We start from the raw sequence: 24,689 nt of genomic DNA, 5'->3' as shown, positions 1-24,689 counted from the left end.
GCGTCGAAGGGACGCGGCAGGAGGTCGGCGAGGGGGAGGGCGGCGGTGACGGCGCTCGGGGTGGCGAGGACGATGGGAACGGGACCGCAGAATTCCCACAGGAACTGGCGGCACGCACCGCACGGGGGCGTGGGCTCCTCGGTGTCGGCGACGACGACGACAGCGGTGAACTCGCCCGGTCGCGCCCCCTCCGAGATGGCCTTGACGATGGCGGTGCGCTCGGCGCAGATGGTGAGGCCGTACGTGGCGTTCTCGACGTTGCAACCCGTGAAGATGCGGCCGTCGACGTGGCGCAGCGCGGCGCCAACGGCGAACGACGAGAACGGCGCCCACGCGTTGGCGCGCGCGGCCCGCGCCGCGTCCACGAGCGCCTGATCCACGTCAGCTGGCGACGGTGGGGTCACTCCTCCACCAACCTCGCGACGAACGCGTCGAGGAGCGCGATGAACTGCCCCCGCACGCGCGCCGCCGTCTCCATCACCTCCTGATGATCGAGCGGCGCGTCGACGACTCCGGCGGCGGGGTTGGTGATGCACGAGATGCCGGTGACGCGCGCGCCCATGTGCCGCGCCGCGATGGCCTCCGGCACCGTGGACATCCCGACCGCGTCTGCGCCGAGCGTGCGAAACGCACGGATTTCCGCCGGTGTCTCGTAGCTCGGCCCGAGCGTTGCCACGTAGATCCCGCTGTGCAGCGGCACACCGACGGCAGCCGCGGCGTCGAGCGCGAGCGCCTGCTGCTGACGGTCGTAGACGTACGTCATGTCGGGGAACCGCGGTCCGAGCGCGTCGACGTTGGGTCCGACCAGCGGGTTGATGCCGAGCATGTTGATGTGATCGGTGATCAACATCAGCGCGCCCTGCGACAGCGCCCTGTTGATGCCGCCCGCCGCGTTCGTGAGCACGATCCGCGACACGCCCCAGCGCACCATCACGCGCACGCCGAACACCGCGCGCGAGACGTGATGCCCTTCATAGAGGTGCGCACGACCCGACAACGCCGCCACGCGCGCGCCGGACGCATGCGTTCCGACGACGAGCGTGCCGGCGTGCCCGACAACGGCAGACGAGGGCCACTCGGGGATCTCGCCGTACGGGATGGCCGTCGCATCCGTCAACGTCGACGCGAAGTCGCCGAGCCCTGAACCGAGCACGATGGCGACGTCCGGCGCGTCACCCACACGCTCGCGGAGGAGCGCAACGGCCGTATCGATGGACGAGAGCAGATCTGTCATGTGCGGTCAGGAGGAGCGTGCGAGCCCCAGGCGATCGAGGATCAGCGGACGCGGCGCGGGCGGCTCATCGGCCATCGTGAGCGCCTGATCGAGCATCGGCCGCACCGCCGCCACGCCGGCCCTGGTCCGGGCATGGATGGCGATGAGGGGCTCACCGGCATCGACGCGAGTCCCCGGCGGCGCAACGATGTCGAAGCCGACTGCCGGATCGACGGCGTCCTCGGCCTTCGCACGCCCTGCGCCGAGGTGAACCGCGGCGCGACCGATCAATCCGGCGTCGTAGCGAGCGACGTGTCCGGCGCGCGGCGCGACGAACATCTCGCACACGGGCGCCTGCGGCAGCGTCGAGGGATCGTCCACCATCCCGACGTCGCCGCCCTGACGGGCGACGATCGCGCGGAACATCGCGAGGCCCGAGCCGTCGGCGAGTGCACCGCGGACAGCGTCGCGCGATGCGTCGAGCGTGGGACGCCCCTGCCCCAACCACAGCATCAACGCCGCGAGTTCCACCGAGAGTTCGACGAGGTCCGACGGCCCTCCGCCGCGCAGGACGTCGATGCACTCGCGCACTTCGAGCGCGTTGCCCACGGTGCGTCCGAGCGGCACGTCCATCTGCGTGAGCAGCGCGGCCACGCGCAGGCCGGACCGTTCTGCCAGCCCGACGAGCGCGTCGGCGAGCGCGCGGGCGTCCTCCTCGCGCGCCATGAACGCGCCGTTGCCCGTCTTCACGTCGAGCACCAGGGCGTCTATCCCTTCGGCGATCTTCTTGCTGAGGATCGACGCGCAGATGAGCGGCAGGCTCTCGACGGTGGCCGTCACGTCGCGCAGCGAATACAGCGTCCGGTCCGCCGGCGCCACATCGTCTGTCTGGCCGATCAACGCGCAGCGCAGATCGGCGAGTTGCGCGTGGAACTCGTCGAGCGTGAGTCGCGTGCGGAAGCCGCTGATGCTCTCCAGCTTGTCGAGCGTGCCGCCCGTGTGGCCGAGGCCGCGACCCGACATCATCGGCACCGGTACGCCGAGCGCCGCGACCACTGGCGCGATGACGAGCGAGGTCTTGTCGCCCACGCCGCCGGTGCTGTGCTTGTCCACCTTCACGCCGGGGATCGCGGAGAGATCGACGCGCACGCCCGAGCGCACCATCGCGTCGGTGAGCCACGACGTCTCTTCGGGCGACATGCCCCGCAGCCAGACCGCCATCAGCCATGCCGACAACTGATAGGCCGGCACGGATCCGTCGGCCGCGCCCGCGACCATCCACGCAATCTGTTCGCGGGTGAGCGCACCGCCGTCGCGCTTGGCGCGAATGATGTCGACTGCACGCATGAACGCCGCAAGTATACTGGCACCACTCCCCTCATGACTCGTCTCCTTCCCCTGTTGCTCGCGCTCGCCGTCAGCGGTGGCGTTGCGGTGACGGCGCTCGTCCAGCCGTCTGCCGGCGACGCCACGCTCATCGTCGTCAACGCACGTGCCTACACCGTCGATCCCGCGCGACCGGAGGCGCAGGCGATCGCCGTCAAGGGTGACCGCATCACGCTTGTCGGATCCAACGCCGACGTGCTCGCCACGCGCGGTCCGCTCACGCAGGTGATCGACGCGGGCGGACGGGCGGTGGTCCCGGGACTCCACGACGCGCACGGACACATGCTCGGACTCGGGCAGAGCCTGCAGGACGTCGACCTGCGAGGCACGAAGGACACGCGGGCAGTGGTCGAGGCCGTCCGCACGCGCGCGCAGGCGCTGCCAGAGGGTCAGTGGGTGATCGGGCGCGGCTGGGATCAGAACGACTGGCCCGACGCGGCGTGGCCCACTGCCGCACTGCTCGATGCGGCCCTACCCGATCGTCCCGTCTATCTCTCGCGCGTCGACGGACACGCGGCGTGGGTCAATTCCGCCGCACTGCGCGTGTCGGGCCTGACTGCCGCCACGACGGATCCCGACGGCGGACGGATCATCCGCACGGCGGATGGCCGTCCCACGGGCATTCTGATCGACAGGGCGATGGGCCTCGTGGGCCGTCACATTCCCGCCGAGTCGCGGGGGCAGCACCGCGAGCAGTTGCGCCTGGCCGACGATCTCGCCGCCAGCCTCGGACTCACGATGGTGCACGACGCGGGCGTGGGCTGGGACGATGCGGAGATGTATCGGGAAGTGGCCGACGCCGGTGCGTTGAAGACGCGGCTGTACGTGATGCTGCGGCCGCCGCGCAACGGCGAGACGCTGCCGCCGCCGCTCATCGGTCACGGCTCGCACCTGCTCACCGTGCGCGCGGTGAAGCTGGTCGCCGATGGCGCGCTCGGGTCGCGGGGTGCCGCGCTGCACGAGCCGTACAGCGACGAATCGACCACGCGGGGTCTGCTGGTGACGTCGCCCGAGCAACTGCACGCGCAGGCGCTGGCGTCCGTGCAGGCCGGCTATCAGCCGTGCATCCACGCGATCGGCGATGCCGCGAACACGGCGGTCCTCGATCTCTTCGAGCGGCTCCAGCGGGAAGTACCGGGCAGTCGCACGCTGCGGATGCGCGACGAGCACGCCCAGATCCTGCGTGCCGCGGACATCCCGCGCTTGGCCGCGCTCGACGTGATCGCGTCGATGCAGGCCACGCACGCCACGTCGGACATGCCGTGGGTCGCGCAGCGCGTCGGCGAGGTCCGCACGCGCGAAGGCGCCTACGTGTGGCAGACGCTCCTGCGGAGCGGCGTGCACCTGGCCAACGGTTCGGACTTCCCCGTCGAGGAACCCAACCCGATGTTCGGCTTCTACGCGGCCGTCACGCGGCAGGATCGCTCCGGCCGGCCGCCGGGGGGCTGGATGCCCGATCAGCGGTTGACGCGCGCCGAAGCGCTTCACAGTTTCACCGCCGGTGCGGCGTATGCCGCGCATCTCGAACAGGACCTCGGATCGCTGCGTCCGGGAGCGCTGGCCGATCTGCTCGTGCTGTCGGCAGACATCATGCAGGTGCCGCCGGCCGAGATCCTCACCGCACGCCCGCTCGTCACGATTCGCGGCGGGCATGTGACGTTCCGCGATGGGCTCTGACGCGAGTCGCGCGCTGGCCGGAGGCGCGCTCACGCTCGTGGCGGCCATGGCGGTGCTCACCTGGCAGACCATCAGGATTCCTTCGCATGCCCCGCATCGCGTCGTCGCCGAACTGCGATTGGCGCAGGCGGCGGCCGTGCTGCTGGCGTTCTCGGCGGCGTTCCTGGCCGGACTGGCGGCATCGACGGCGGGGCCCGTCGCCGCGCTCGACATGGCGTGCGCGGTGCTCGCGTGCGGCCTCGCGCTGATGACGCTGGTGCGTGATCCTCGCGCCGCACTGACGTGGCTCGGTGCGGCGTTCGGTGTCCGCGCGCTCCTCGACCTCGTCCACCTGATGGGCTGGCTGCCGACGGTGGCCCCGAGCACCGTACTCACCGGCAGCGCCGCGGCCAACGCCGCCGTCGCCGTCCTCTGTGCGTTACCCCTGAGGAAGTAGGGGCGTATCTCCTGCAGACCTGTGCCATCACGTCCGGTTGCCGGTTGCCCGTTGCCGGTTGCCGGCCTACCCTAGTGCGGGTTGCCGCGTGTCGCGGCTGCCGCTCCACCCTCCGGAGGTTCGATCGCAATGCCGTCTTCCGTCTCTCGTCGCCGTTTCCTGCAGGACCTTGCCGTGGCGTCCGCGGCCGTGCCGCTCGCGAGCCATGCCCTTCAGGCCCGCACCCAGGAGGGGCGCAAGGTGCGCCATGCCAGCTTCGGCGCGTCGGGGATGGCGCTGTCGGACATCCGCAGCTTCTCCAGTCATCCCGCCTTCGACCTGGTGGCCGTGGCTGATACGGACCTGTCGCGCACCGAGCAGGTCAAGAAGCTGTTCCCGAACGTCCGCATCTACCAGGACTGGCGCGAACTGCTCCGCAAGGAAGCCGACGCGCTCGACTCGGTGAACGTGTCGACGCCCGACCACATGCACGCGCCGATCGCGATGGCCGCCATGTCGTATGGCAAGCACGTGTACGTGCAGAAGCCGCTCGCCACCACGGTGCGCGAGACGCGCCAACTCGCCGCCGTCGCGCGGGCCAGGCGCCTGGTGTCGCAGATGGGCATCCAGATCTCGTCGCACCCGACGCAGCTGGCCACCGAAGCGATGCTGCGCAACGGCTTCATCGGCAAGGTCAGCGAGGTCCATGCGTTCTGCGACAAGACGTGGGGCGACATGTCGCCCATCCCCGCCGGGTCCGATCCGATTCCGCCGACGCTCGACTGGGATGGCTGGATCGGCGTGAGCGAGAAGCGTCCGTACAAGACCGACGTGTACCACCCGGGCAACTGGCGCAAGCGTCAGAGCTTCGGCACGGGCACGCTCGGCGACATGGGCTGCCACATCTTCAGCACGCCCATTCGCGGGCTCAATCTCTACCTGCCGACGTCGATCACGTCATCGGGTCCCGGTGCCGTGCACGGCAACTGGCCGATCGACGCCAACCTGCGCTTCACATTCCCCGGGACGACGTTCACCACGCCGACGCTCGAGTTCTCGTGGTACGACGGCGCGGTGCGGCCGCCGCAGCACGCGATCGACGCGGTGGGCGGCAAGGTGCCCGGCTCTGGCGCCGTGTTCATCGGCAGCGAAGGCGCCATCCTGCTGCCGCACATCGGGAAGCCCACGCTCCATCCGGCCGACAAGTTCGCCGCGCGCACGCTGCCGACCGTGCCCGACCGGAACCACTACCACGAGTTCCTCGACGCCGTCCTGAAGGGCCCCGGCACGATCTGCTCGGCCAACTTCGACTACGCGTCGCTCGTGACCGAGGCCGTGCTGCTCGGCAGCGTCGCCGAGAATTTCCCCAACGCCACGCTGCAGTACGACCCGGCGGCGATGCGCGTGACCAACGTCCCGGACGCCAACGCGTTCCTGCAGCGCACGTTCCGCAAGCAGTACCTGCTGACGCGCTCGTAGCCGTCACGGCCCGGGCGGCAGGGTCCGCCCGGGCGCTTCACGAATCGAGTCTCTTGTGCCCCATCGTCCAGAGCGCCAGCACGCGAGTCCTCAGGTATCAGACGTGAGCCCTCGCGCACGACGGTGGCGCCGACGCGTTGCACGTCCCATCTCCGCGACGATCGCGGGGCTCACCGCGATGGCCGCCCTCGGCCTCGTGATCTCGGCGCAGGGTCCCACGGTCACGCGACGTCCGCGCGTGGACCTCGCCGAGGGTCTGCGCGAGGCGGCCCGCCTCGGCGTGGACCACGTGCCCGGCCGCGTGCTCGTCAAGTTCCGTGAAGGCATCCCCACGCAGGCGCAGACGTCGGCCGTGACGATGGCGCTGCCAGGACTGCCCACGCAGGTCCGCGCGGGCGACGCGTGGACGGACTTCTCGTACGTGGACGTGCCGCTCGACGTCGACGTGCGCGCGGCGGCCGCGGCACTGGCCGCCCGGCCCGAAGTGGCGTTTGCCGAGCCCGACGTGCTGCATCGCCCGCGGCGTACGCCGACAGATCCGTCGTACTCGCGCCAGTGGCACATGCGCGCGATCAATGCGGAACGCGCGTGGGACATCAACGACGGCGCCCCGAACGTGATCGTGGCCGTCGTGGACACGGGCGTCGCGATGGTCAACGACGTGTTGCGATTCCCGCGCTTCTACCAGGGCCGTTACCAGATCGTCGAGGTCCCCTTCGCGCGCAGCACCGACATCGCGTCTGACGACAGGATCGTGTCGCCGTACGATTTCACCTACGACGACGACATGCCGTACGACATGGACGGGCACGGCACGCACGTGGCGGGAACGATCGGCCAGGCGATGAACAGCGAGAGTGGCGTGGGCGTGGCGTACAGGGCGCGCCTGATGCCGCTCAAGGTGTGCTTCAGCGAATGGGAGGTGCTGTTTGCCTTCGCCGCCGATGGCGTGTCCACCGTGCCGCCGCTGTTCGAGGGCGGGGCGTGCTTCGCCTCCGAAGAAGCGCGAGCCATCAGGTATGCCGCCGACAACGGCGCGAAGGTGATCAACGTCAGCATCGGCGGCACCCAGCCGGCGGCGACGACGCAGAGTGCGCTGCAGTACGCAGTGTCGCGCGGCGTGTTCGTCACGCTCGCCGGCGGCAACGGGTACGAAGACGGCAACAGGCCGGAGTATCCCGCGTCCTACGCGCGCGACATCGAGGGTGTGATGGCCGTAGGCGCCGTGGGGCAGGACCTCTCCCGCGCCTACTACTCCAACACCGCCGACTACATCGAGATCGCCGCGCCTGGCGGCAACAGGCGCGCCGGCGGCACCGCGGCGCTCGTGTGGCAGCAGACCTACAGGGCTTCGGCCATGGGCGTCTTCCAGCTCGCGCCACGCTTCGATCTGCTCGAAGACGATGGGTATCAGGGCACGTCGATGGCGGCACCGCACGTTGCAGGACTCGGCGCACTGCTGTACTCGCAGGGCGTTCGCAATCCCGCCGCGATCGAAGCCGCGATCAAGCGGTTCGCCACCGATCGCGGCGCCTCCGGACGCGACGACGAGTATGGCCACGGCCTCATCGACGCGCGCGCCACGCTGCGCGGACTGGGGATTGCGCGATGAGCGGACGTCACCTCCTCGCCTCGCTGTCACTGCTGGCCGTCGCGCTGGTGGCGGCGCCCGTGCACGCCCAGGACGCTGCCCCGCGGCCGCCCGCGGTAGACAGGCCGCGGTCCGCGGACGAGCCAGTCGAGCCGGGCATCATCGACGACACCGACGAGGCCGATGAGGCGGTGGCGCCCGCACCGAAGCGCGAGCCGTCGTTCAGGCCGCGCGTCTTCGCGTTGTTCGGCACCCAGTCCTTCACGGCGGCAGACAGTCTCTCGGCGGTCCTCGGCAAGTCGAGCGGCCCGACGTTCGGCGGCGGCGCCGGCGTCCTGCTCGGCAGGCACCTGTTCGTCGACGTCAGCGTGTCGCAGTTCGAGGCCGACGGGTCGCGCGTGTTCCTCACCGCGTCGGGCGAGCGCTTCGACCTCGGCATCCCCGTGACGGTGACGGCGCGCCCCATCGACGTGTCGATCGGTTGGCGGTTCACGACGCGGCCGAAGGTCGGCTCGACGGGAAGGACGCCCTGGCGGCCCGTCCCGTTCGCGGGCGGTGGCTTCGGCGTCCTGCAGTACGAGGAGACGTCGGAATTTGCCGACGGGAGCGAGAACGTCAGCGACTCGTTCGGCAGCTATCACGTGCTCGGCGGCGTGGAGCTGCCCTTCGGACGCCACATCAGCGCCACTGCCGATGTCCTCTACCGCTGGGTGCCCGACGCCATCGGATCTGCAGGCGTCTCGGCTCATTACGGCGAAACGGATCTCGGCGGAGCTCAGGTCCGCGTGAAGGTGGCGTTCGTCTTCTGATGGCCGATCTCCGCACGTGACGCATCAGTCGCGCCCCTCGTCGTTCGCCGACCGCGTGTATGCCGTTGTGCGGGCCATCCCCTCCGGACGCGTGGCGACGTACGGCGATGTGGCCGAGGCGGCAGGACGTCCGGGCGCCGCACGTGCGGTGGGCACGCTGATGGCCACGAGCGGCCCGCGCCGGCTGCCGGCCCACCGCGTGGTGGCTGCGGGCGGTGCGCTCGGCGGTTACGGCGGCCACCAGTCGGAGAAGGCCGCTCTCCTCCGTGCCGAGGGGGTCGTCGTCGTCGGCCGCCGCATCCGCGAGTTCGCCAAGGTGAGAATGGGGCCGGCAACCTGTCGGCCCGTCCTGCCGTCAAAGAGCCAGTGACGAGTCATGCCGCCGACATGCGGCTCGCCGCTCGATGCCGCGCGGGGGACCTGGCGGCATTCGAGGAGATCCATCGGGTCCACAGCGTCAGGCTGTATGCCGTCGCCTATCGCATGCTCGGGCAGGCGGAGGACGCCGAGGACATGCTGCAGGAGATCTTCCTGCTCGCCTTTCGCAAGATGACGTCGTTCAAGGGCGACTCGTCGCTCGGCACGTGGCTGTACCGGCTTGGCGTCAACGCCTGTCTCGACCGCCTGCGCAGCAAGGCACGGCGCAACGACCAGCAGACCGACTGGCTGAACGACGACCTGCCGCCCGTCGCGGCCACGACGCACACGGCCACCGGCGTGCTGGATCGACTCGAGCTCGAGCGTGCGTTGAAGACGCTCCCTCCGGGCTGTCGGGCCGCCTTCCTGCTGCACGACGTGGAGGGCTTCGAGCATCGGGAGATCGCATCGATGCTGGGCATTGCAGAAGGCACGTCGAAGTCGCAGGTCCACAAGGCGCGCGCGCGCCTCCGGGGCCTGCTCGGCCGCGCGCGCGTGGGAGGAGCACGTCAGTGAACTGCCAGGACGCCAGGCAGGCGATAGACGCACAGATGATCGGGGCGCTTGGCCGCGACGAGGTCGCGGCGCTCGACGTGCACCTCACCACGTGCGTCGACTGCGCGCAGCTCATGGCCGACGCCCGGCGACTCCAGGCGGAACTGCGCCTCATCGGCACCGAAGGTCCCTCACCTCAGTCATGGGATCGCATTGCGGCGCAGCTCACCGCGGATCCGGCATTCCAGCGCGCGGCACCGGCGACACCCGAGCACGACGCGAGATCCAGGGGACTCGCGTGGCGCTGGCTGGCCATGGCCGCCATGCTCGTGCTCATCGTCGCCGGCTCGTTGCTGGTGCTGCGGCATTCGCTCGGGACGACACCTGCCGACACGGGGATGGCACGTTCGAGCGGCGATTCGCCGGCCGATCTCGTGACGTCGATCGAAGGCGAGCTCGATCTGGCCGCACGGCACTACGAGAACGCGATCGCGGGCCTCGAACGCATCGCCAACGAGAGCGAGTCGCCACTCGATCCGGCGATGATGGCGACGCTGCGCCGGAGTCTTGCCGTGATCGACAGCGCGATCGACGAGAGCCGACAGGCGTTGCGCACCGATCCGCAGAGCCAACTGGCGCAGCAGAGCCTGTTCGATGCCTTCCGCCGCAAGGTGGCGTTGCTGCAGGACACGATTGCGCTGATGAACGAGATGCGCAAAGGCAACCCGGCCGGCGCAACGGCCATTGCCTCGGGGTTGAACAAGGGATGACGACGATGAACGGGATCTGGCGTGGAGTGATGTGTGCGAGCGTACTGGCGGCCGTGCCGCCACGTCCGGGGGCTGCCGCCCCGCTCTGGAACGACCCGCTGGCTCTCGTGCAGCCGGCGGCTCCTGCCGCACCTGTGTCACCGACACCGCCAACGCGCACGGCCGCCGCACCACGCGACCAGCAGCAGCGCGAACGCGAGGCCAGGCGTGAAGCGCAGCGCGAGGCGCAGCGCGAGCGCGACGTCAGACGCGACGCCGAACGCGTCCACTGGTCTGACGGCGATACGATCGTGCGCGCGTTCACGGGCGGCGACGGCATCACGCTGGACCTGGTCAACACGCTCGGCGACGTGGTGGTGGTGGGCGGCAAGGGACGCGAAGGACGCCTGTCGGTCGTGCGCCGCGTGCAGGGACGCGGGCCGGACGTCCAGGCGCTGCTCGAGTCCCTCTCGGTCGACGTGACCTCGCACGCCAATCGCGTGGCCGTGCGAACGGCGCTGCCGCCGCGCGGCACCACGCCGTCCAACGGGCGTGTCCGCGTACGGACCGACTACGAAATCGCGCTGCCGGCCGGCACGGCGCTGGACTTGCGCAACGTCCAGGGCAACGTCGTGCTGTCCAACGTCGCCGGCGACGTCCACGTGGTGGCGATGGCAGGCGACGTACTCGGCGAAGCGCTGTCGCGCGTCAGGCTGCTGCGCAGCATGTCCGGCGACGTGGCGCTGTCACGGAGCACCGTGGCGGGCGAAGCGAATCTGCAGTCGGTGAGCGGCAACGTCACGGCATCGGGGGTGAAGGCCACGTCCCTCACGCTCGGCTCGGTGACGGGGAACGTCCGCGTCACGGGTTCGTCGTCGGATCGCGCGTCGGTGAGCACGATCTCGGGCAACGTGGAGTTCGACGCGATCCCGCGTGCAGCCGGCCGCTACGAAATCAAGACCCACGGCGGCAACATCATCGTCGTCGTGGCGCCCGGACGCGGGGGGTTCGAATTCGAAGCCGCCACCGTCAAGGGTGACGTCAGGAGCGACATCCCCACCGAGCCGGCTGCTCCCGGCCGTCACTACGTCCGCGGCAGCGTCGGCGACGCCTCGGCTTTCTTCGACCTCAGTTCCTTTGCCGGCAACATCCGCGTGGTCAGAGCGGGGAACGAACAGAAGTAGAAGCCGGGCCCGCCAGAAACACGAAGGGCCGCCTTGACGAGGCGGCCCTTTCCTATTTCGGTCTGCGAACCCGCTTACGCCGTGGCGAGGTGGACCAGGTAGTGCGTGCCGCCCCGGTTGACCCACACGCGCAGGTAATCGTCACCCCGGAGCAGTTCCACCTTCGACTGGCCTGGCGCCGGCGCGCCGCCCTTCGAGACGTTCTTGATCTCGCTGGCAGGCACCACACTCACGACCTCGCGGCCGACGACCCTGCCGCCACGCACGAATTCCACCCAGCGCTCGTACGGCTTGGTCGCCCCGGTGGGGGCCGGCGGTTCCTCGCCCGTCAGCCGCAGCTGATAGCTGCCGGCCGGCAGGGCCTCGCCATTGGCCTTCACGCTGCGGGTCAGGCGTACCGTGCCGAGCGACGTGGTCCCGACAGGAAGTGCTGACGTATCAGCAGCAGCCGTGGCAGGCTGCGCATTCGGTGCCTTGTGCTGGGCCGCCAGGGGAGCCGTCGTCGCCACGAGCGCCATCGCACTTGCCGCCACCACGCTCGTCAGTCCAGCCGTCATTCTACGCGTCATCAGTAGCCTCCTGAGCTCCAGTCGGCAGTATACAGGAACAGACGGACCTGGGAGCTCAGCCACTGGCGGCCCCCTGCCTAGAGCGCCATCACGTCGAACTGCTCGTGGTGGAGGTAGGCGTCGGGGCGGACGGTCACCGTCCGCCCGATGACCTGCTCCACTTCGCGCAGCACGCCGCGCTCGTCGCCGTGGAGGGCGTCGGCAATCTCGGGGTTCACGCGCAGCAGCACGCCGCGCCCGTCGATGTCGCCGCCCACCTTTCTGAACTCGTTCAGGATCTCCTGGCAGACGGTGGCGCTCGACTTGATGGTGCCCGTCCCCGAACAGTACGGGCACGTGTCGGTCATCATGCGTTCCAGGCTCTGCTTCACGCGCTTGCGCGTGATGATGATCAGCCCGAAGTCCGACACCTGGATCGCCTTGCTCGGCGCGCGATCGCGGCGCAGTTCCTGCTCCAGCGTCTGGAAGACCTTCTGGCGGTTCTTCTTGTCCTCCATGTCGATGAAGTCGAGCACGACGATGCCGCCCATGTCGCGCAGGCGGAGCTGCCGCACGATCTCCTTGACCGCTTCGAGGTTGGTCTTGAGGATCGTGTCCTCCAGCCGTCCCGTGGTCTTCTTGCCGACGTAGCGGCCGGTGTTGACGTCGATCGCCACCAGCGCCTCGGTCTGGTTGATGACGATGTAACCGCCCGACTTGAGCCAGACCTTGCTGCGCAACGCCTTGTCGATCTCGGTCCGGATCCCGTACTCCTCGAAGATCGGGAAGTCGCGCGTGTAGAGCTTCACGCGCGGCAGCATCGACGGCATGATCCGCTCGATGAGCGTCGTCACGCGGCGATGCTCCTCCGGCGAATCGATGCGAATCACGCTGAACTCGTCGTTGAGCAGATCGCGCAGCAGTTTGGCCACGAGACTCTGCTCGCGGTAGATGACCGCGGGCGATCGCTGCGTGTCCGACTTGTGCTTGATCTCCTTCCACACCTGGTGGAAGTACTCGAGATCGCCCAGGATGTCGGCGTCGGGCCGGCCGGCCGCGGCGGTGCGGATGATGACGCCGCCGTTGAAGGCGTGCGCCTCGCGGAACTGCCTGACGATGCCGCGCAGACGCGCCCGCTCCTCGCGCGACTCGATCTTGCGCGACACGCCGATGTGATCGACGGTCGGCATGAACACGAGGAAGCGGCCCGGAATGGTGACGTGCGACGTGATGCGCGCGCCCTTGGTGCCGATGGGCTCCTTGACCACCTGCACCAACACGTCCTGCCCTTCCTTCAGCAGATCTTCGATGTTGGGCTGCGCGGCACGGTCCTGCCGCTGACGGCGATCGCCGCCCCTGCTCGCCGCTGGCGCCACCGACGCGGCCGCCTGTGCGTCGTCTTCGGCGTCGCCGACGGCGTCCCGGACCCCGTCCTGGGCACCCGCGACGACATCGACCGGCTGTTCCGACGGCGTCGATGGCTCGTCTGGATCGTCTTCGAGCGCCTCGGCCGGCGTGATCACGTCCGAGACGTAGAGGAACCCGTCACGCTCCAGCCCGAGGTCGATGAACGAGGACTGCATGCCGGGCAGGACCTTCGAGACGCGTCCTTTGTAGACGTTCCCGATGACGCCCTGCTGGTGCTCCCGTTCGATGAAGAACTCGACGACCTGATCGTCCTCGAGGATGGCGACCGCCGTTTCGCGGTCCGTCGCGGAGACAATCATCTCCTTGGTCATGCAGCAGGCTCCCGGTGCGGTCGCCCGCCCCGTCGCGGGCGGGCGCATGCGGCGCTCGCGACCCGAAGGTCGCTCCGAGCAGTCGCAGCACCATGCGCCATACGACGAAGGCAGGAGCCGTCACCATCAATTCGCGAACCGCCGCATCCTCACGTTGAGGATGAGGCCGAAACTCATGAGCGTGGCGATGATCGACGACCCGCCATAACTCATCAGGGGCAGAGTGAGCCCCTTGACCGGCGCCAGGCCGGCCGACATGGCGATGTTGTAGATCACCTGGAAGGCAAAACACGAGACGAGGCCCACCACGAGGTAGGCCCCGATGCGATCGCGCGCGAGCCGCGCCGCGTCGAGCGAGCGGATCAGCACGAACAGATACAGTCCCAGCGTGGCGAGCACGCCGATGAACCCGTGCTCTTCGGCGAGCACGGAGTAGACGAAGTCGTTATGGGCGACGGGCAGGAACTTGTACTGCCCCTGCGTCCCGTTGAGGAACCCCTTGCCTGCGAGGCCGCCAGACCCCACGGTGATGCGCGCCTGGATCTGCTGATACCCCGCCCCGCGGGCATCCTGCGAAGGGTCCAGGAACGTGACGACGCGCGACTTCTGATACTCCTGCAGCCCGTAGAACCACGCCACGGGCGCCAGGAGCACACACAGGAGGACCGCGTACCCGATGAGTTTCAGGCGCAGTCCGGCTGCATAGGCGATGCCGCCGAGGACCGGCAGCAGCGTCATCGCGGAACCCAGGTCGGGTTGCCGCGCGATGAGGAGGAAGAGAAGGAAGAGAAGGCCGCCTGCCGCCGCGAGATCGCCGAGGCGCAGCGCGGAGAGCTTTTCCTGGCCGAACCAGGACGCCAGCAACAGGGCCAGCCCCGCCTTGGCGAACTCCGACGGCTGGAGGTTGAACGCGACGAGGGAGATCCAGCGTCGCGACCCGCCGGCCACGACGCCGAAGTAGAGCACGTACAGCAGCAGCACCGCCACGGCGCCGTAGACGACGGGCGCGTACCCCGTGAGCGTGCGGTAGTCGATGAAGAGCACGCAGGTCATCACGGCGAGCCCGATGCCCATCGCCGACAACTGCGTGTAGAACTCGCGCCCCACGCGATCCCGGATCGGGTCGTACGTGGTGCTGTAGATCATCACGAGCCCCATCAGGCAGAGCGTGACGACGGCGGCCAGCAGGCTCCAGTCGAGATGGCGGTACAGCCGCTGCTCAAACATGGGGGGCTCTCGGCCGGCAACCGGCAACCGGCAACCGGCAACCCGGCAGGACACACGGTCGAGCACCGGGCAGGCACGCCATCATGGGGCACCTCCGTCTGTGCGGATCGGTGTGGCGGTCCGGGCGACTGTCGCCACAGCGGGAGCCTGAGGAGCGGCGGGCTGTCCGGGCACTGGCGCAAGCGTCGGAAGCGCACGCCCTTCCTGCCTGGCGAACCAGGTCTCCATCATGTACTTCGCGATGGGCGCGGCCGACGAACCGTGTTCGGCGTGTTCGGCGAAGACGACGCCGGCGATCGTGGGCTTGTCGGCCGGCGCGAAGAAGACGAACCACCCGTGATCGCGCAGGTCGCGCGAGCCGCGCGCGCGCGCCCGACCCTGGTTCGAGATGACCTGCGCCGTACCTGTCTTGCCGCCCACGTCGTAGCCCACGATGCGCGCGCGTGCGCCGGTCCCGGCGCCGTTGACGACCCGCCACAGCCCTTCGCGCACGACGTCGATGTGCTCGGGCGACACATGCAGATCGTGCTGCCCTTCGGGCGGCGGCAGCCGCTCCCAGCCCTTGCCGTTGTCCACGGCGCTGACCAGATGCGGCACGACACGCGTGCCGCCGTTGGCCACCGACGCCATCATCACCGCGAGCGAGATGGGCGTGACAGACACCTGGCCCTGGCCGATCGCCACCGAAATCGTCTCGCCCGCGTACCACTTCTCACCCGTGCGCTGCTTCTTCCACGCCGTGGACGGCATGATGCCCTGCGTCTCGTGCGGCAGGTCGATGCCGCTCATCTCACCAAGGCCGAGCGCCGTGGCCCACTTGTGGATCCGATCCACGCCCAGCAGGTTGCCGAGCGTGTAGAAGTACACGTTGCACGACTTCTCCAGCGCCTCGCGCATCGACACCGAGCCGTGTCCGCCGGCCTTGTGGCACTTGAAGTAGCGGCCGTAGAACGAGGCGCCGCCGCCGCAGAAGATGCGCGTCTCGGGGGTGACGACGCCTTCTTCGAGGCCCGCGACGGCCATGGCGATCTTGAACGTCGATCCCGGGGCATACCGCCCCTGAATCGCGCGGTTGTTGAGCGGCTTCAGCGGATCGGTCAGCAGGTCGTTCCACGCCGAGCGGCTGATGCCGGCTGCGAACAGGTTCGGGTCGTAGGCCGGCTGCGACGACAGGGCCAGCACTTCACCCGTCGACGGCGACAGCGCGATGGCCGATCCGCGGAAGCCGTAGTGCCGGAACGCTTCCTCCGCCGCGCGCTGCACCTCGGCGTCGATCGTGAGCTGCAGGCGACGGCCTTCGACCGCATCGTCTTCTCCGAGCACGTCGATCTCGCGCCCGCGGCTGTTGACGATCACGTGCCGCGCGCCATCGACGCCCATGAGGAGCGGGTTGTACGTCTGCTCGACGCCGGCCTGTCCCACGACGGCGCCCCCCTGCACGTCCTTGTACTCGGGTCGCGCGAGCTGTGCATCGGTCACTTCACCGACGTAGCCGATGAGATGCGCGCCCATCGACGCCGGCGGATAGCGCCGCGTCGGCACCTTCTCGACGATCACGCCCGGCAGTTCGAGGCGATGCGCGGCGACCGCCGCGACCTGCGCTTCGGTGGCGTCGCGAATGACGATGGTGGGCCGGTACGTGGGGAGGCGACTGCTGCGCGTGAGCGCCTCGGTGATGGAGTCGAGCGGCACGCCGGTCAGGTCCGCAACGGTCTGCGCGGTACGCGTCACGTCGTTGGCCTGTTCGCGCACGATCGAGATGTTGAGCGCGAAGCGGTTCTCGACGAGCACCGTGCCACGCCTGTCGAAGAGCACCCCGCGCGGCGCAGCCAGCGGCAGTGCGCGCTGGTGGTTGTTCTCCGCCATCTCGAGGAACTGCTGATGTCGGGCCACCTGGAAGTACCAGAATGCCGTCGCGAGCGCGAGGAACACCGCCGCGACGCTCCACTGGAGCACGCGCAGACGGATCTGCAGGTTCTGGCGTTCCTCGGCGAATGGCATGTCGCGTCTCGTGCACTGCGCCTCAGCGCATCAGCCGTCGTCCTTCCGCGCGGCGCGTGTATCGGCGGCGCCGCCACCACTCAGGTCCCCGTTCGAGCGTCCGCGTGGCCACCGCACCGACCACGGCGTTCAACAGGCTCTGCACGAGCAGTTCCCGCCAGGGGTGGCCGATCCCGTGCCGCTCTATCATCGCGTAGAGACCCAGGAAACAGATCCCGTGGAGCCACGTCATGGCGAAGAACACCACGCCGCGCGGGATCACACCACTCACGATGAACTGCGTCGCCGCCACACCGGCGACGAACCCGACGAGCGTCTTGGCCAGCCCCGCCACGCCGAGCACGCCTCCCGACAGCGCGTCCTGGCACAGGCCCGCGATCGTACCGCTGACCAGTCCCGCCGTCGGGCCGAAGAAGATCGCCGTGGCCACCACCACCACGAGCACGAGATCGATGGCGATCGCATGCCCGAAGAGCTGATATCCCACCACCGTCTGCAGCATGAGCGCCGCGACGATCGTCAGGCCCACCACCACGACGCGCGTCATGGCGTGGGTGCCTGCGCGGCGGCCGGTGGCGCCGGCGGCGGGCCGGTCACGAGCAACACCGTGTCGAGCGACGAGAAGTCCACGCGCGGACGGATGGCGATCAACCGGTACAGGCCCGATCCGCGCTCCACCTTCTCGATGCGTCCGATGACGAACCCTCGCGGGTAGATGCCGTCGAGTCCTGACGTCATCACGAGATCGCCCGGCGCCACGTCGGCCAGGTTCGACACGTACTCCATGCGCAGCGGCGCCTCGTCTTCACCGCCGACGACGACCCCCCCGGCGTTGGCGCGTTCGACCACGGCACCGGCACCGGCGTTGCGATCGATGATGAGCTGCACCTTGGCCGCGTGCGCGGCCGGCTCGTCGATGACGCGACCGACGACCCCGAGCGGCGAGAGAACGGCCATGTCGCGACGGACGCCGTCTGACGTGCCCTTGTCGATCGTCACCGTTCTGAACGCTGCCGCCGGATCCGCCGCGATCACCCGCGCCGCCATCGTCGCCGGGAGTTCGGTGCGCTGGAGCTGGAGCAGTTGCTCGAGCTGCTCGGTGCGACGTGCCTGCGCGTTGGCGTGCTGCAACTCGACGCCCATGCGGTCTACCTGCAACTGCAGGGCGTCTGCACGCGCGCTGTGCCGCCGCAGGGCGACGTAGTTGCCCCACGCCCCTGTGACGCCGTGCGTGAGCCAGCCCGTGAACGCCTGCACCCGCGACAACGCCCCGAAGATCGTCGTCTCCAGCACGCTGGCGCCCTGCTGCGAGCTCACCTGCGTCGAGATCAGCAGGAGATGACCGAGCAGGGCCGCCACCAGCAGATAGCCGGTGCGCTTCTGGAACTCGAGAACAGGTCCGCGATCGTTGGTCAGCACAGGGCAGAACGGGCTCGGCCGCCGGCATCCGGCCGTCGGTCATCGGCAGTCGGGATCAGTCGATCGAGATCTTTCTCAGGAGATTGAAGTCCGAGAGCATGCGACCGGCGCCGAGAACGACGGTCGACAGCGGATCCTCGGCCATCGCGACGGGCAATCCCGTTTCTTCGCGGAGCCGCTTGTCGAGGTTCTTCAGGAGCGAACCTCCGCCGGTGAGCACGATGCCGCGGTCCACGATGTCGGCAGACAGTTCCGGCGGCGTGCGCTCCAGCGCGATGCGCACGGCGTCGACGATCACGTTGACGGTCTCGGCAAGTGCCGTGCGGATCTCCTCGTCGGTGATGGTGATGGTCTTGGGCACGCCCTCCACCAGATGACGCCCCTTGATCTCCATCTCGCGCGGATCCTCGAGTGGAAAGGCCGATCCCAGCTCCATCTTGATCTGCTCGGCGGTGCGCTCACCGATGAGCAGGTTGTAGGTCTTCTTGATGTACTGAATGATGGCTTCGTCCATCTCGTTGCCGGCCACGCGCACGGCCTTGCTGTACACGAGGCCCGCCAGCGAAATGACGGCGATGTCGGTGGTGCCGCCACCGATGTCCACGATCATGTTGCCCGAGGGCTCGGTGATGGGCATCCCGGCGCCGATGGCGGCCGCCATCGCTTCCTCCACCAGGTGCACCTCGCTCGCCTTGGCCCTGTAGGCGCTGTCCTTGACCGCGCGCTTCTCCACCTGGGTGATCTCGCTCGGCACGCCGATCACGATGCGCGGGCGGACCCACACGTTGCGGTTGTGGGCCTTCTTGATGAAGTACGTGAGCATCTTCTCGGTGACTTCGAAGTCAGCGATGACGCCGTCCTTCATCGGCTTGATGGCCACGATGTTGCCCGGCGTGCGGCCGAGCATGTCCTTGGCTTCCTTGCCCACGGCCTCGATGCGGCCGTTGACCTTGTTGATGGCGACGATGGACGGCTCGTTGACGACGATGCCCTTGCCCCTGGCGTACACGCACGTATTGGCGGTGCCGAGGTCGATGGCCAGGTCACTCGAGAACAACGAGAACAGCGAACGCAGGCTCACTCCGACGCACTCCTCTTCTGGGCTCCCCTGCCGAGCAGGACGGCCCTGACCCCGTTACGGCCGTTCCGCTTGACCCAGTACATCGCCTCGTCGGCGGTCCGGATCAGGTCGGCGGCGGAATACGTGGGGCGGGTCACGGTGGCCACACCGACAGACACGGTCAGACGCACCGGCGTCTCCCGCCCCGATAGAAACGTCTCGGCCCTCATGCGCTCCTGGATGCGGCGTGCCACGCCGCCCGCGTCGCGCTGATTGGTGCCGGGCAGCACCACCACGAACTCGTCGCCGCCGTAGCGCACCGGGGTATCGGTGACGCGGACGCACGCGCGCAGCAGGTGCCCCACTTCCACGAGCGTCAGGCTCCCGAACAGGTGGCCGAGACGATCGTTGACGCGCTTGAACGCGTCGAGATCCAGGAACACGAGCGAGAGCGGCCTGCCGGTGCGGGCCAGGCGCGAGAGCTCGAGTTCGACGGTGTGCTGCAGGTGTCGCGCGTTGTACAACCCCGTGAGGTCATCGATCGACGCCAGCTCCTTCAGACGATCCAGTTGGCGGACGCGCTCGAGCGCCAGCCCCATGGGCTCGAAGACGTCGGCCGTCAGCGCCTGCGCCACGGTGGCCACGTCGGGCGGCCGCGGCGCGGGCACCTCGTCCACGCCGACAAGGACCGCCGTCACATCTTCTCGGCTCTTGAGGAGCCACGCGACAGCGGCCGCGTCAGGCCCCACCCGCAGAGCAGCGCGCATCGACCCGGTACTCCAGTGACTGTTGGCCGTCAGCGCGGCTTCGGCCGCGTGGACGGCGGCATCGGCGAAGCGCCTACGGCGCGTACCGCCCGCGAGGACGTCGAGACCTCCCGTCCCGGGGACGACGATGGCCCACACGGGGAGCGGCAGCCATTCCGACATGCGGGTGACGAGGAACCGAGCCAGCGCGGGGCTCGACGTCGGGCGCTGGAGGGCGAGCCACCAGGCATGCAGCGCCGCGCGCGAAGCGAGGTGGCGCCGCGCCGAACGGGGCAGACGGGGCAGGACACGGGCCAGGTTCACGGCGTCGATACTCGAGGCACCCGATAGCAGGCGTGGGACGAAAGGGGGGTCACAAAACCGATCGCTATCATAGCCTTGCATATCCAGTGCCGTATAATGGTCGGTCTTGTGCCGACGCCGGCGCGGGTCCCGCCAAGGGGCTCCGCGTACGCGCGGCCGCCGGAGAACGAACCGTATGACCATGCTCGACCGGATGCGTCGCCACCAAGGGTGGCTCAAGTGGAGCCTCGCCCTCGTGGTGCTCACATTCGTGTTCTTCTACGTGCCCGACTTCCTGTCGCCACCCACCGGGACCGGGTCGACCGCCGACGCCGTGGCCACGGTGCAGGGCCGGCCGATCACGGCCGGGGACTTCTCGCGTGCCTACAACGCGCAGTTGGCGCAGTTCCGCAACGCATACGGCGGGAACATGAGCCCGGCCATGCTGCGACAGCTCGGGATGGACCAGCAGGTGCTGCGGCAGATGATCGACCAGCAGGCGGTCATCGCCGAAGCGACGCGCCTGGGCATCACGGCCAACGACGTGGAAGTGCGCGACCGCATCATGAGCATCGCGGCGTTCCAGGAGAACGGGCAGTTCATCGGCGAGCAGCGCTATCGCCAGCTCCTCCGCCTGCAGCGCCCCCCGCTCACGCCGGCCCAGTTCGAGGACGAGATTCGCAACACCGTCATCCTCGACAAGATGCGCGCCACCCTCACCGAGTGGATCACGGTCTCGGACGCCGAGGCAGACGCCGAGTACCGGCGCCGCAACGAGAAGGTCTCGCTGGAGCTCGTGTCGTTCCCGACCGTGTCGTACACGGATCAGGTGCAGGTGAGCGACGCCGACCTCGCCTCGTGGTACGAGCAACAGAAGGAGACGTACCGGATCGGCGAGCGCCGCAAGGTGCGCTATCTGCTGCTCGACGTGCAGGCCATCCGCAGCAACATCACGGTGCCCGAGCAGGACATCCAGCGCGCGTACCGTCAGAACATCGACCAGTACTCGCAGCCCGAGCAGGTGCGCGCGAGCCACATCCTGCTGAACATCGAGGGCAAGGACGAGACGGCGGTGCGCGCGAAGGCCGAGGATCTGCTGAAGCAGCTCAAGGCCGGCGCCGACTTCGAAACCCTGGCCAGGGCCAACTCGCAGGACGTGGCGAGCGCGGCGCGCGGCGGCGATCTCGACTTCTTCGCCAGGGGACGCATGGTGCCGGAGTTCGAGGCCGTGGCGTTCTCGCTGCCCGTGGGTCAGCTGAGCGACGTCGTGCGGTCGCAGTTCGGCTTCCACATCATCAAGACCACCGACAAGAAGGCCGCCGAGGTCCAGCCGCTCGACAGCGTGCGGCAGGCAATCACCGAGCAGCTCACGTTCGAACGCGCGCAGACGCGCGTGCAGGATCTGGCCGATGCCGTGGCGCGGGAAGTGAAGACGCCCGCCGACCTCGACAAGGCCGCCGCGGCGCGCGGGTTGAAGACGCAGGAGTCGCCGCTCTTCACGCGTACCGAACCGATTCCAGGTCTTGGCGCCTCACCGGATGTATCAGAGGAGGCGTTCGGTCTCGACGTCGGGAAGGTGAGCGGTGCGCTGCCGACGGGCACGGGCGTGGCATTCATCACCGTCACCGGCACCGAGGACGCGCGCGTCCCTGCGCTCGACGAGGTGAAGGAACGCGCGACGGCGGACCTGAAGCGCAAGCGCGCGCAGGATCTCGCGCGCGAGAAGGCCACGGCTGCCGCGGCCACGCTCAAGACCGCGGCCAACTTCGCGGCGGGCGTGAAGGCGGCGGGGCTGTCGCTGCGCACGGCCGACGACCTGGTGCGCGGTGCGGCAATCCCGGAAGTCGGGCCGAGTCCGGCCGTCGATCGGGTTGCGTTCTCGCTGCCGGTCGGCGCCGTGAGCGAACCCCTCACCACGCCCAATGGCGTCATCGTGCTGCGCGTGGTGAAGCGCACGGACGTGGCGGCCGACGACCTGGCGAAGAACCGCGAGGCGACGCGCAACGAGCTCTCGTCACAGAAGCGCGCGCAGTTCTTCGCCAGCTACATGCTGAAGGCCAAGCAGGGCATGGGCATCACCGTCGATCAGACGGTCCTGCGGCGCCTGACGACGTAGGGACAGAGACCGGCAACCGGCAACCGGCGACGCTTCAGTTGCCGATAAACACCCACGGCAGCAGGGCGAGCGATTCGCCCCGCTGCACCAGGCGCAGCGGCTGTCTGACGGCCGCGAGTGTCCTGCGGTCGGCTTCCGGCAGCAGGGCTTCGACCATGGCCGCGCGTGCGCCCTGGCCGCCGCCGAGCAGGGTCAACGCCTCGAACACCGTGGGCTTCCGGGGATAGACCACCACGTTGACGGCCTCGTCCTTGGCGATCCCGGCGCGCTGCTGCGCGATCGCGATGGCGCGCGGGAGACCACCGAGTTCGTCGACCAGCCCGTGCTCGCGGGCCTGACGGCCGGTCCACACGCGTCCCTGCGCGATGGCGTCGATCTTCTCGGGTGTCGATGCGCGCGACTCGGCGACCTTCTCGACGAACTGGTCGTAGAAGGCCTGCATGTGCTCTTCCACCTTGCGGCGCTCGGCCGCGTTGAACGTGCGCGTGGGCGAGTACATCTCGGCGTACTTCCCTTCGCTCACCGCCTCGATCTGCATGCCCAGCTTGCCGTACGTGCCGCCTGTGACGAACTTGCCGGAGAAGATGCCGATGGAACCGGTGAGCGTCCCGGGCTGCGCCACGATCACATGGCCGGGCATGGCGATGTAGTAGCCGCCTGAGGCGGCCAGATCCGACATCGACACCACGAGTGGCTTGCGCGCGCGCAGCAGCATCAGTTCCCGCCAGATCACGTCGGACGCCACCGTGGATCCGCCTGGGCTGTCAACGCGGAGTACGACGGCTTTGATGCTGTCGTCGTTGCGGATCTCGCGGATCGCTTCGGTGAGCTTGTCGGAGCCGACATCGGATCCCGTCGGTCCGCTGCCGTTACCCGAGACAATCGTGCCGACGGCATACAGCACCGCGAGGCGGGGTGCCTTGAGACTCGGGCGCGTGCCTCGTGCGACGGTCAGATATCTGTCGAGCGACAGTTCCGCAAACCCATCACCGAGGTCGCTGGTCTTCCCGATCTCGTCGTAGTACGCCACATCGTCCACCAGACCGTGTTCGAGTGCGGCGTCGGGCAGCATCGGTCCCTCGTCGATGAGGCCGCGCACCTCGTCTGCCGACTTGCCGCGCGCACCGGCGATGGCGGCGACCAACTGCTCGAACGTGTCATGGTTGAGCGACTCGGTCATCTCGCGATGCGCGGGCGTGAAGCCCTTCTCGGTGAACGTATTGACGGCCGTCTTGTAGTCCCCAATGTGGAGCAGGTCCGGCGTGGCGCCGATCTTGTCGAACGTGCCGCGGAGGAACACCTGGTAGCTGGCCAGGCCTGTCAGGTTGAGCTGACCGGCAGGGACGAGCACGACCCGCGCGGCCGCTGAAGCGAGCACGTACTCGCGTTCGCTCGCGAATTCGAGGAAGGCAACGAGCGGCTTGCCCGACGACTTGAAGTCGACCAGCGCGTCGCGCAGTTCCTGCACCTTGCCCCACAAGGCCGGTGCCTGGATGGGCCGCAGCAGGACGCCCGTGATCCGCGGGTCCGTCTTGGCCGCACGCAGGGCCTCGGTGACGTTGCGCACGGTGATCGGCTCGACAAAGAGCGAGTCGAAGGGATTGGTCGAGATCTCCGCGATGTCGCCCTGGAGTTTGAGGACCAGGACACCTTTGGTGGGCACGCCCGGCGGGCGGCTGAACGCGACCCATGAGAAGGCCACCAGCGCGGCGGACACCAGCACCGCGCACGCCAGCAGGACCACCACCACCCACACGCCTCGTCGTACAGCCACGCTCGTTCCTTTGGCGAACGGCGCCGCGCTGGGGGCGCGACACCGGAATCACACTGCGTCGATCCGTGAGGATAGCACCCGCAATTTTCGTGTGGGCCGACCGAGTCCTTCCTCCGCGCGCCGCACCTGCTGTATACTTGGTCTTCTGTGACCGGCCCGGTCACCGGCCTCTTGCGGAAGTGGCGGAATTGGCAGACGCGCAGGTCTCAGGAACCTGTCGGGGCAACTCGGTGAGGGTTCAAGTCCCTCCTTCCGCACCAATACTCGCTCCGCTCGCATCTGGTGCGGAAGGAGTCCTCAGGCTCTCGGCCTTCGCCGCTCCGCGGCTCGGCCTTCAAGCT

At 68.8% G+C, this 24,689-nt stretch carries 22 protein-coding genes and 1 tRNA gene; 11 read left to right on the top strand and 12 right to left on the bottom strand.

The features are described 5' to 3' along the window. The 3 genes from IT182_01555 to IT182_01545 form a co-directional block, all read right to left on the bottom strand. Nucleotides 1–380, bottom strand: a 380-nt coding sequence (locus IT182_01555; GenBank protein ID MCC6162015.1) for a cytidine deaminase, incomplete at its 3' end; no start/stop codon positions are given. A 20-nt stretch (nt 381–400) separates the two neighbouring features. Then, nucleotides 401–1,234 carry a purine-nucleoside phosphorylase gene (locus IT182_01550; protein MCC6162014.1) on the bottom strand — a complete coding sequence of 278 codons (834 nt, stop codon included), beginning with the start codon at nt 1,232–1,234 and terminating at the stop codon, nt 401–403. Between the two features lie 6 nt (nt 1,235–1,240). Continuing rightward, on the bottom strand, nt 1,241–2,560 hold the full coding sequence (locus IT182_01545) for a thymidine phosphorylase (protein MCC6162013.1): 1,320 nt from the start codon (nt 2,558–2,560) through the stop codon (nt 1,241–1,243). Between the two features lie 33 nt (nt 2,561–2,593). On the opposite strand from IT182_01545, the gene IT182_01540 reads away from it, so the two are divergent. From IT182_01540 to IT182_01500, 9 genes are all read left to right on the top strand, one after another. After that, complete coding sequence (locus IT182_01540; GenBank protein MCC6162012.1) at nt 2,594–4,276, top strand: amidohydrolase; 1,683 nt, start codon at nt 2,594–2,596, stop codon at nt 4,274–4,276. After that, nucleotides 4,266–4,712 (top strand): hypothetical protein, encoded by a 447-nt coding sequence (locus tag IT182_01535; protein ID MCC6162011.1) that lies wholly within the window; start codon nt 4,266–4,268, stop codon nt 4,710–4,712. The genes IT182_01540 and IT182_01535 overlap by 11 nt, the downstream gene beginning before the upstream one ends. A 129-nt stretch (nt 4,713–4,841) precedes the next feature. Then, nucleotides 4,842–6,170 (top strand): Gfo/Idh/MocA family oxidoreductase, encoded by a 1,329-nt coding sequence (locus IT182_01530; GenBank protein ID MCC6162010.1) that lies wholly within the window; start codon nt 4,842–4,844, stop codon nt 6,168–6,170. A gap of 103 nt (nt 6,171–6,273) precedes the next feature. Then, nucleotides 6,274–7,782: a S8 family serine peptidase gene (locus IT182_01525; GenBank protein MCC6162009.1), complete on the top strand. Its 1,509-nt coding sequence runs from the start codon at nt 6,274–6,276 to the stop codon at nt 7,780–7,782. Continuing rightward, complete coding sequence (locus IT182_01520; GenBank protein ID MCC6162008.1) at nt 7,779–8,570, top strand: hypothetical protein; 792 nt, start codon at nt 7,779–7,781, stop codon at nt 8,568–8,570. The genes IT182_01525 and IT182_01520 overlap by 4 nt, the downstream gene beginning before the upstream one ends. Nucleotides 8,571–8,586: 16 nt before the next feature. Next, on the top strand, nt 8,587–8,940 hold the full coding sequence (locus IT182_01515; protein MCC6162007.1) for an MGMT family protein: 354 nt from the start codon (nt 8,587–8,589) through the stop codon (nt 8,938–8,940). 17 nt (nt 8,941–8,957) lie between these two features. Continuing rightward, a complete protein-coding gene (locus tag IT182_01510; GenBank protein ID MCC6162006.1) occupies nt 8,958–9,503 on the top strand; it encodes an RNA polymerase sigma factor in 546 nt (181 codons plus the stop codon). After that, complete coding sequence (locus tag IT182_01505; protein ID MCC6162005.1) at nt 9,500–10,252, top strand: anti-sigma factor; 753 nt, start codon at nt 9,500–9,502, stop codon at nt 10,250–10,252. Before IT182_01510 ends, IT182_01505 begins: the two co-directional genes overlap by 4 nt. A gap of 53 nt (nt 10,253–10,305) precedes the next feature. After that, nucleotides 10,306–11,415 carry a DUF4097 family beta strand repeat protein gene (locus tag IT182_01500; GenBank protein MCC6162004.1) on the top strand — a complete coding sequence of 370 codons (1,110 nt, stop codon included), beginning with the start codon at nt 10,306–10,308 and terminating at the stop codon, nt 11,413–11,415. Between the two features lie 74 nt (nt 11,416–11,489). Here the strand turns inward: IT182_01500 and IT182_01495 are convergent, their stop codons facing one another. The 8 genes from IT182_01495 to IT182_01460 form a co-directional block, all read right to left on the bottom strand. Then, complete coding sequence (locus IT182_01495; GenBank protein MCC6162003.1) at nt 11,490–11,984, bottom strand: hypothetical protein; 495 nt, start codon at nt 11,982–11,984, stop codon at nt 11,490–11,492. Nucleotides 11,985–12,061: 77 nt separating this feature from the next. Beyond that, on the bottom strand, nt 12,062–13,702 hold the full coding sequence (locus IT182_01490; GenBank protein ID MCC6162002.1) for an Rne/Rng family ribonuclease: 1,641 nt from the start codon (nt 13,700–13,702) through the stop codon (nt 12,062–12,064). A 126-nt stretch (nt 13,703–13,828) separates the two neighbouring features. Next, on the bottom strand, nt 13,829–14,929 hold the full coding sequence (gene rodA, locus IT182_01485) for a rod shape-determining protein RodA (GenBank protein ID MCC6162001.1): 1,101 nt from the start codon (nt 14,927–14,929) through the stop codon (nt 13,829–13,831). An 81-nt stretch (nt 14,930–15,010) separates the two neighbouring features. Next, a complete protein-coding gene (gene mrdA / locus IT182_01480) occupies nt 15,011–16,930 on the bottom strand; it encodes a penicillin-binding protein 2 (protein ID MCC6162000.1) in 1,920 nt (639 codons plus the stop codon). 22 nt (nt 16,931–16,952) lie between these two features. After that, nucleotides 16,953–17,477, bottom strand: coding sequence for a rod shape-determining protein MreD (mreD, locus tag IT182_01475; GenBank protein MCC6161999.1), 525 nt, complete (start codon nt 17,475–17,477; stop codon nt 16,953–16,955). Next, nucleotides 17,474–18,349, bottom strand: a complete 876-nt coding sequence (gene mreC, locus IT182_01470) for a rod shape-determining protein MreC (protein MCC6161998.1) — start codon at nt 18,347–18,349, stop codon at nt 17,474–17,476. Before mreC ends, mreD begins: the two co-directional genes overlap by 4 nt. Nucleotides 18,350–18,404: 55 nt before the next feature. Next, the gene (locus tag IT182_01465) at nt 18,405–19,415 is read right to left on the bottom strand and encodes a rod shape-determining protein (protein ID MCC6161997.1); all 1,011 of its coding nucleotides are present in this window, start codon (nt 19,413–19,415) and stop codon (nt 18,405–18,407) included. Nucleotides 19,416–19,426: 11 nt separating this feature from the next. Beyond that, nucleotides 19,427–20,479, bottom strand: a complete 1,053-nt coding sequence (locus tag IT182_01460) for a GGDEF domain-containing protein (protein ID MCC6161996.1) — start codon at nt 20,477–20,479, stop codon at nt 19,427–19,429. A 193-nt stretch (nt 20,480–20,672) separates the two neighbouring features. On the opposite strand from IT182_01460, the gene IT182_01455 reads away from it, so the two are divergent. Continuing rightward, complete coding sequence (locus IT182_01455; protein ID MCC6161995.1) at nt 20,673–22,574, top strand: peptidyl-prolyl cis-trans isomerase; 1,902 nt, start codon at nt 20,673–20,675, stop codon at nt 22,572–22,574. Nucleotides 22,575–22,608: 34 nt separating this feature from the next. On the opposite strand, the gene sppA is transcribed toward IT182_01455, so the two are convergent. Next, the gene (gene sppA / locus IT182_01450) at nt 22,609–24,348 is read right to left on the bottom strand and encodes a signal peptide peptidase SppA (GenBank protein MCC6161994.1); all 1,740 of its coding nucleotides are present in this window, start codon (nt 24,346–24,348) and stop codon (nt 22,609–22,611) included. Between the two features lie 173 nt (nt 24,349–24,521). On the opposite strand from sppA, the gene IT182_01445 reads away from it, so the two are divergent. Then, nucleotides 24,522–24,608: transfer RNA gene (locus IT182_01445), tRNA-Leu, on the top strand. Nucleotides 24,609–24,689: the final 81 nt, after the last annotated feature.

It is taken from the genome of Acidobacteriota bacterium (genome assembly GCA_020845575.1).
In the GTDB taxonomy this organism is placed as follows: Bacteria; Acidobacteriota; Vicinamibacteria; order Vicinamibacterales; family Vicinamibacteraceae; genus Luteitalea.
This window is presented reverse-complemented; position numbering and strand designations above follow the sequence as displayed.

Bases quoted from the DNA above. Each gene is read 5' to 3' on its own strand.
- IT182_01550 (MCC6162014.1), bottom strand. From the start codon at position 1,234: ATGACAGATCTGCTCTCGTCCATCGATACGGCCGTTGCGCTCCTCCGC.
- IT182_01545 (MCC6162013.1), bottom strand. From the start codon at position 2,560: ATGCGTGCAGTCGACATCATTCGCGCCAAGCGCGACGGCGGTGCGCTC.
- IT182_01540 (MCC6162012.1), top strand. From the start codon at position 2,594: ATGACTCGTCTCCTTCCCCTGTTGCTCGCGCTCGCCGTCAGCGGTGGC.
- IT182_01535 (MCC6162011.1), top strand. From the start codon at position 4,266: ATGGGCTCTGACGCGAGTCGCGCGCTGGCCGGAGGCGCGCTCACGCTC.
- IT182_01530 (MCC6162010.1), top strand. From the start codon at position 4,842: ATGCCGTCTTCCGTCTCTCGTCGCCGTTTCCTGCAGGACCTTGCCGTG.
- IT182_01520 (MCC6162008.1), top strand. From the start codon at position 7,779: ATGAGCGGACGTCACCTCCTCGCCTCGCTGTCACTGCTGGCCGTCGCG.
- IT182_01510 (MCC6162006.1), top strand. From the start codon at position 8,958: ATGCGGCTCGCCGCTCGATGCCGCGCGGGGGACCTGGCGGCATTCGAG.
- IT182_01495 (MCC6162003.1), bottom strand. From the start codon at position 11,984: ATGACGCGTAGAATGACGGCTGGACTGACGAGCGTGGTGGCGGCAAGT.
- IT182_01490 (MCC6162002.1), bottom strand. From the start codon at position 13,702: ATGACCAAGGAGATGATTGTCTCCGCGACGGACCGCGAAACGGCGGTC.
- rodA (MCC6162001.1), bottom strand. From the start codon at position 14,929: ATGTTTGAGCAGCGGCTGTACCGCCATCTCGACTGGAGCCTGCTGGCC.
- mrdA (MCC6162000.1), bottom strand. From the start codon at position 16,930: ATGCCATTCGCCGAGGAACGCCAGAACCTGCAGATCCGTCTGCGCGTG.
- mreD (MCC6161999.1), bottom strand. From the start codon at position 17,477: ATGACGCGCGTCGTGGTGGTGGGCCTGACGATCGTCGCGGCGCTCATG.
- IT182_01455 (MCC6161995.1), top strand. From the start codon at position 20,673: ATGCGTCGCCACCAAGGGTGGCTCAAGTGGAGCCTCGCCCTCGTGGTG.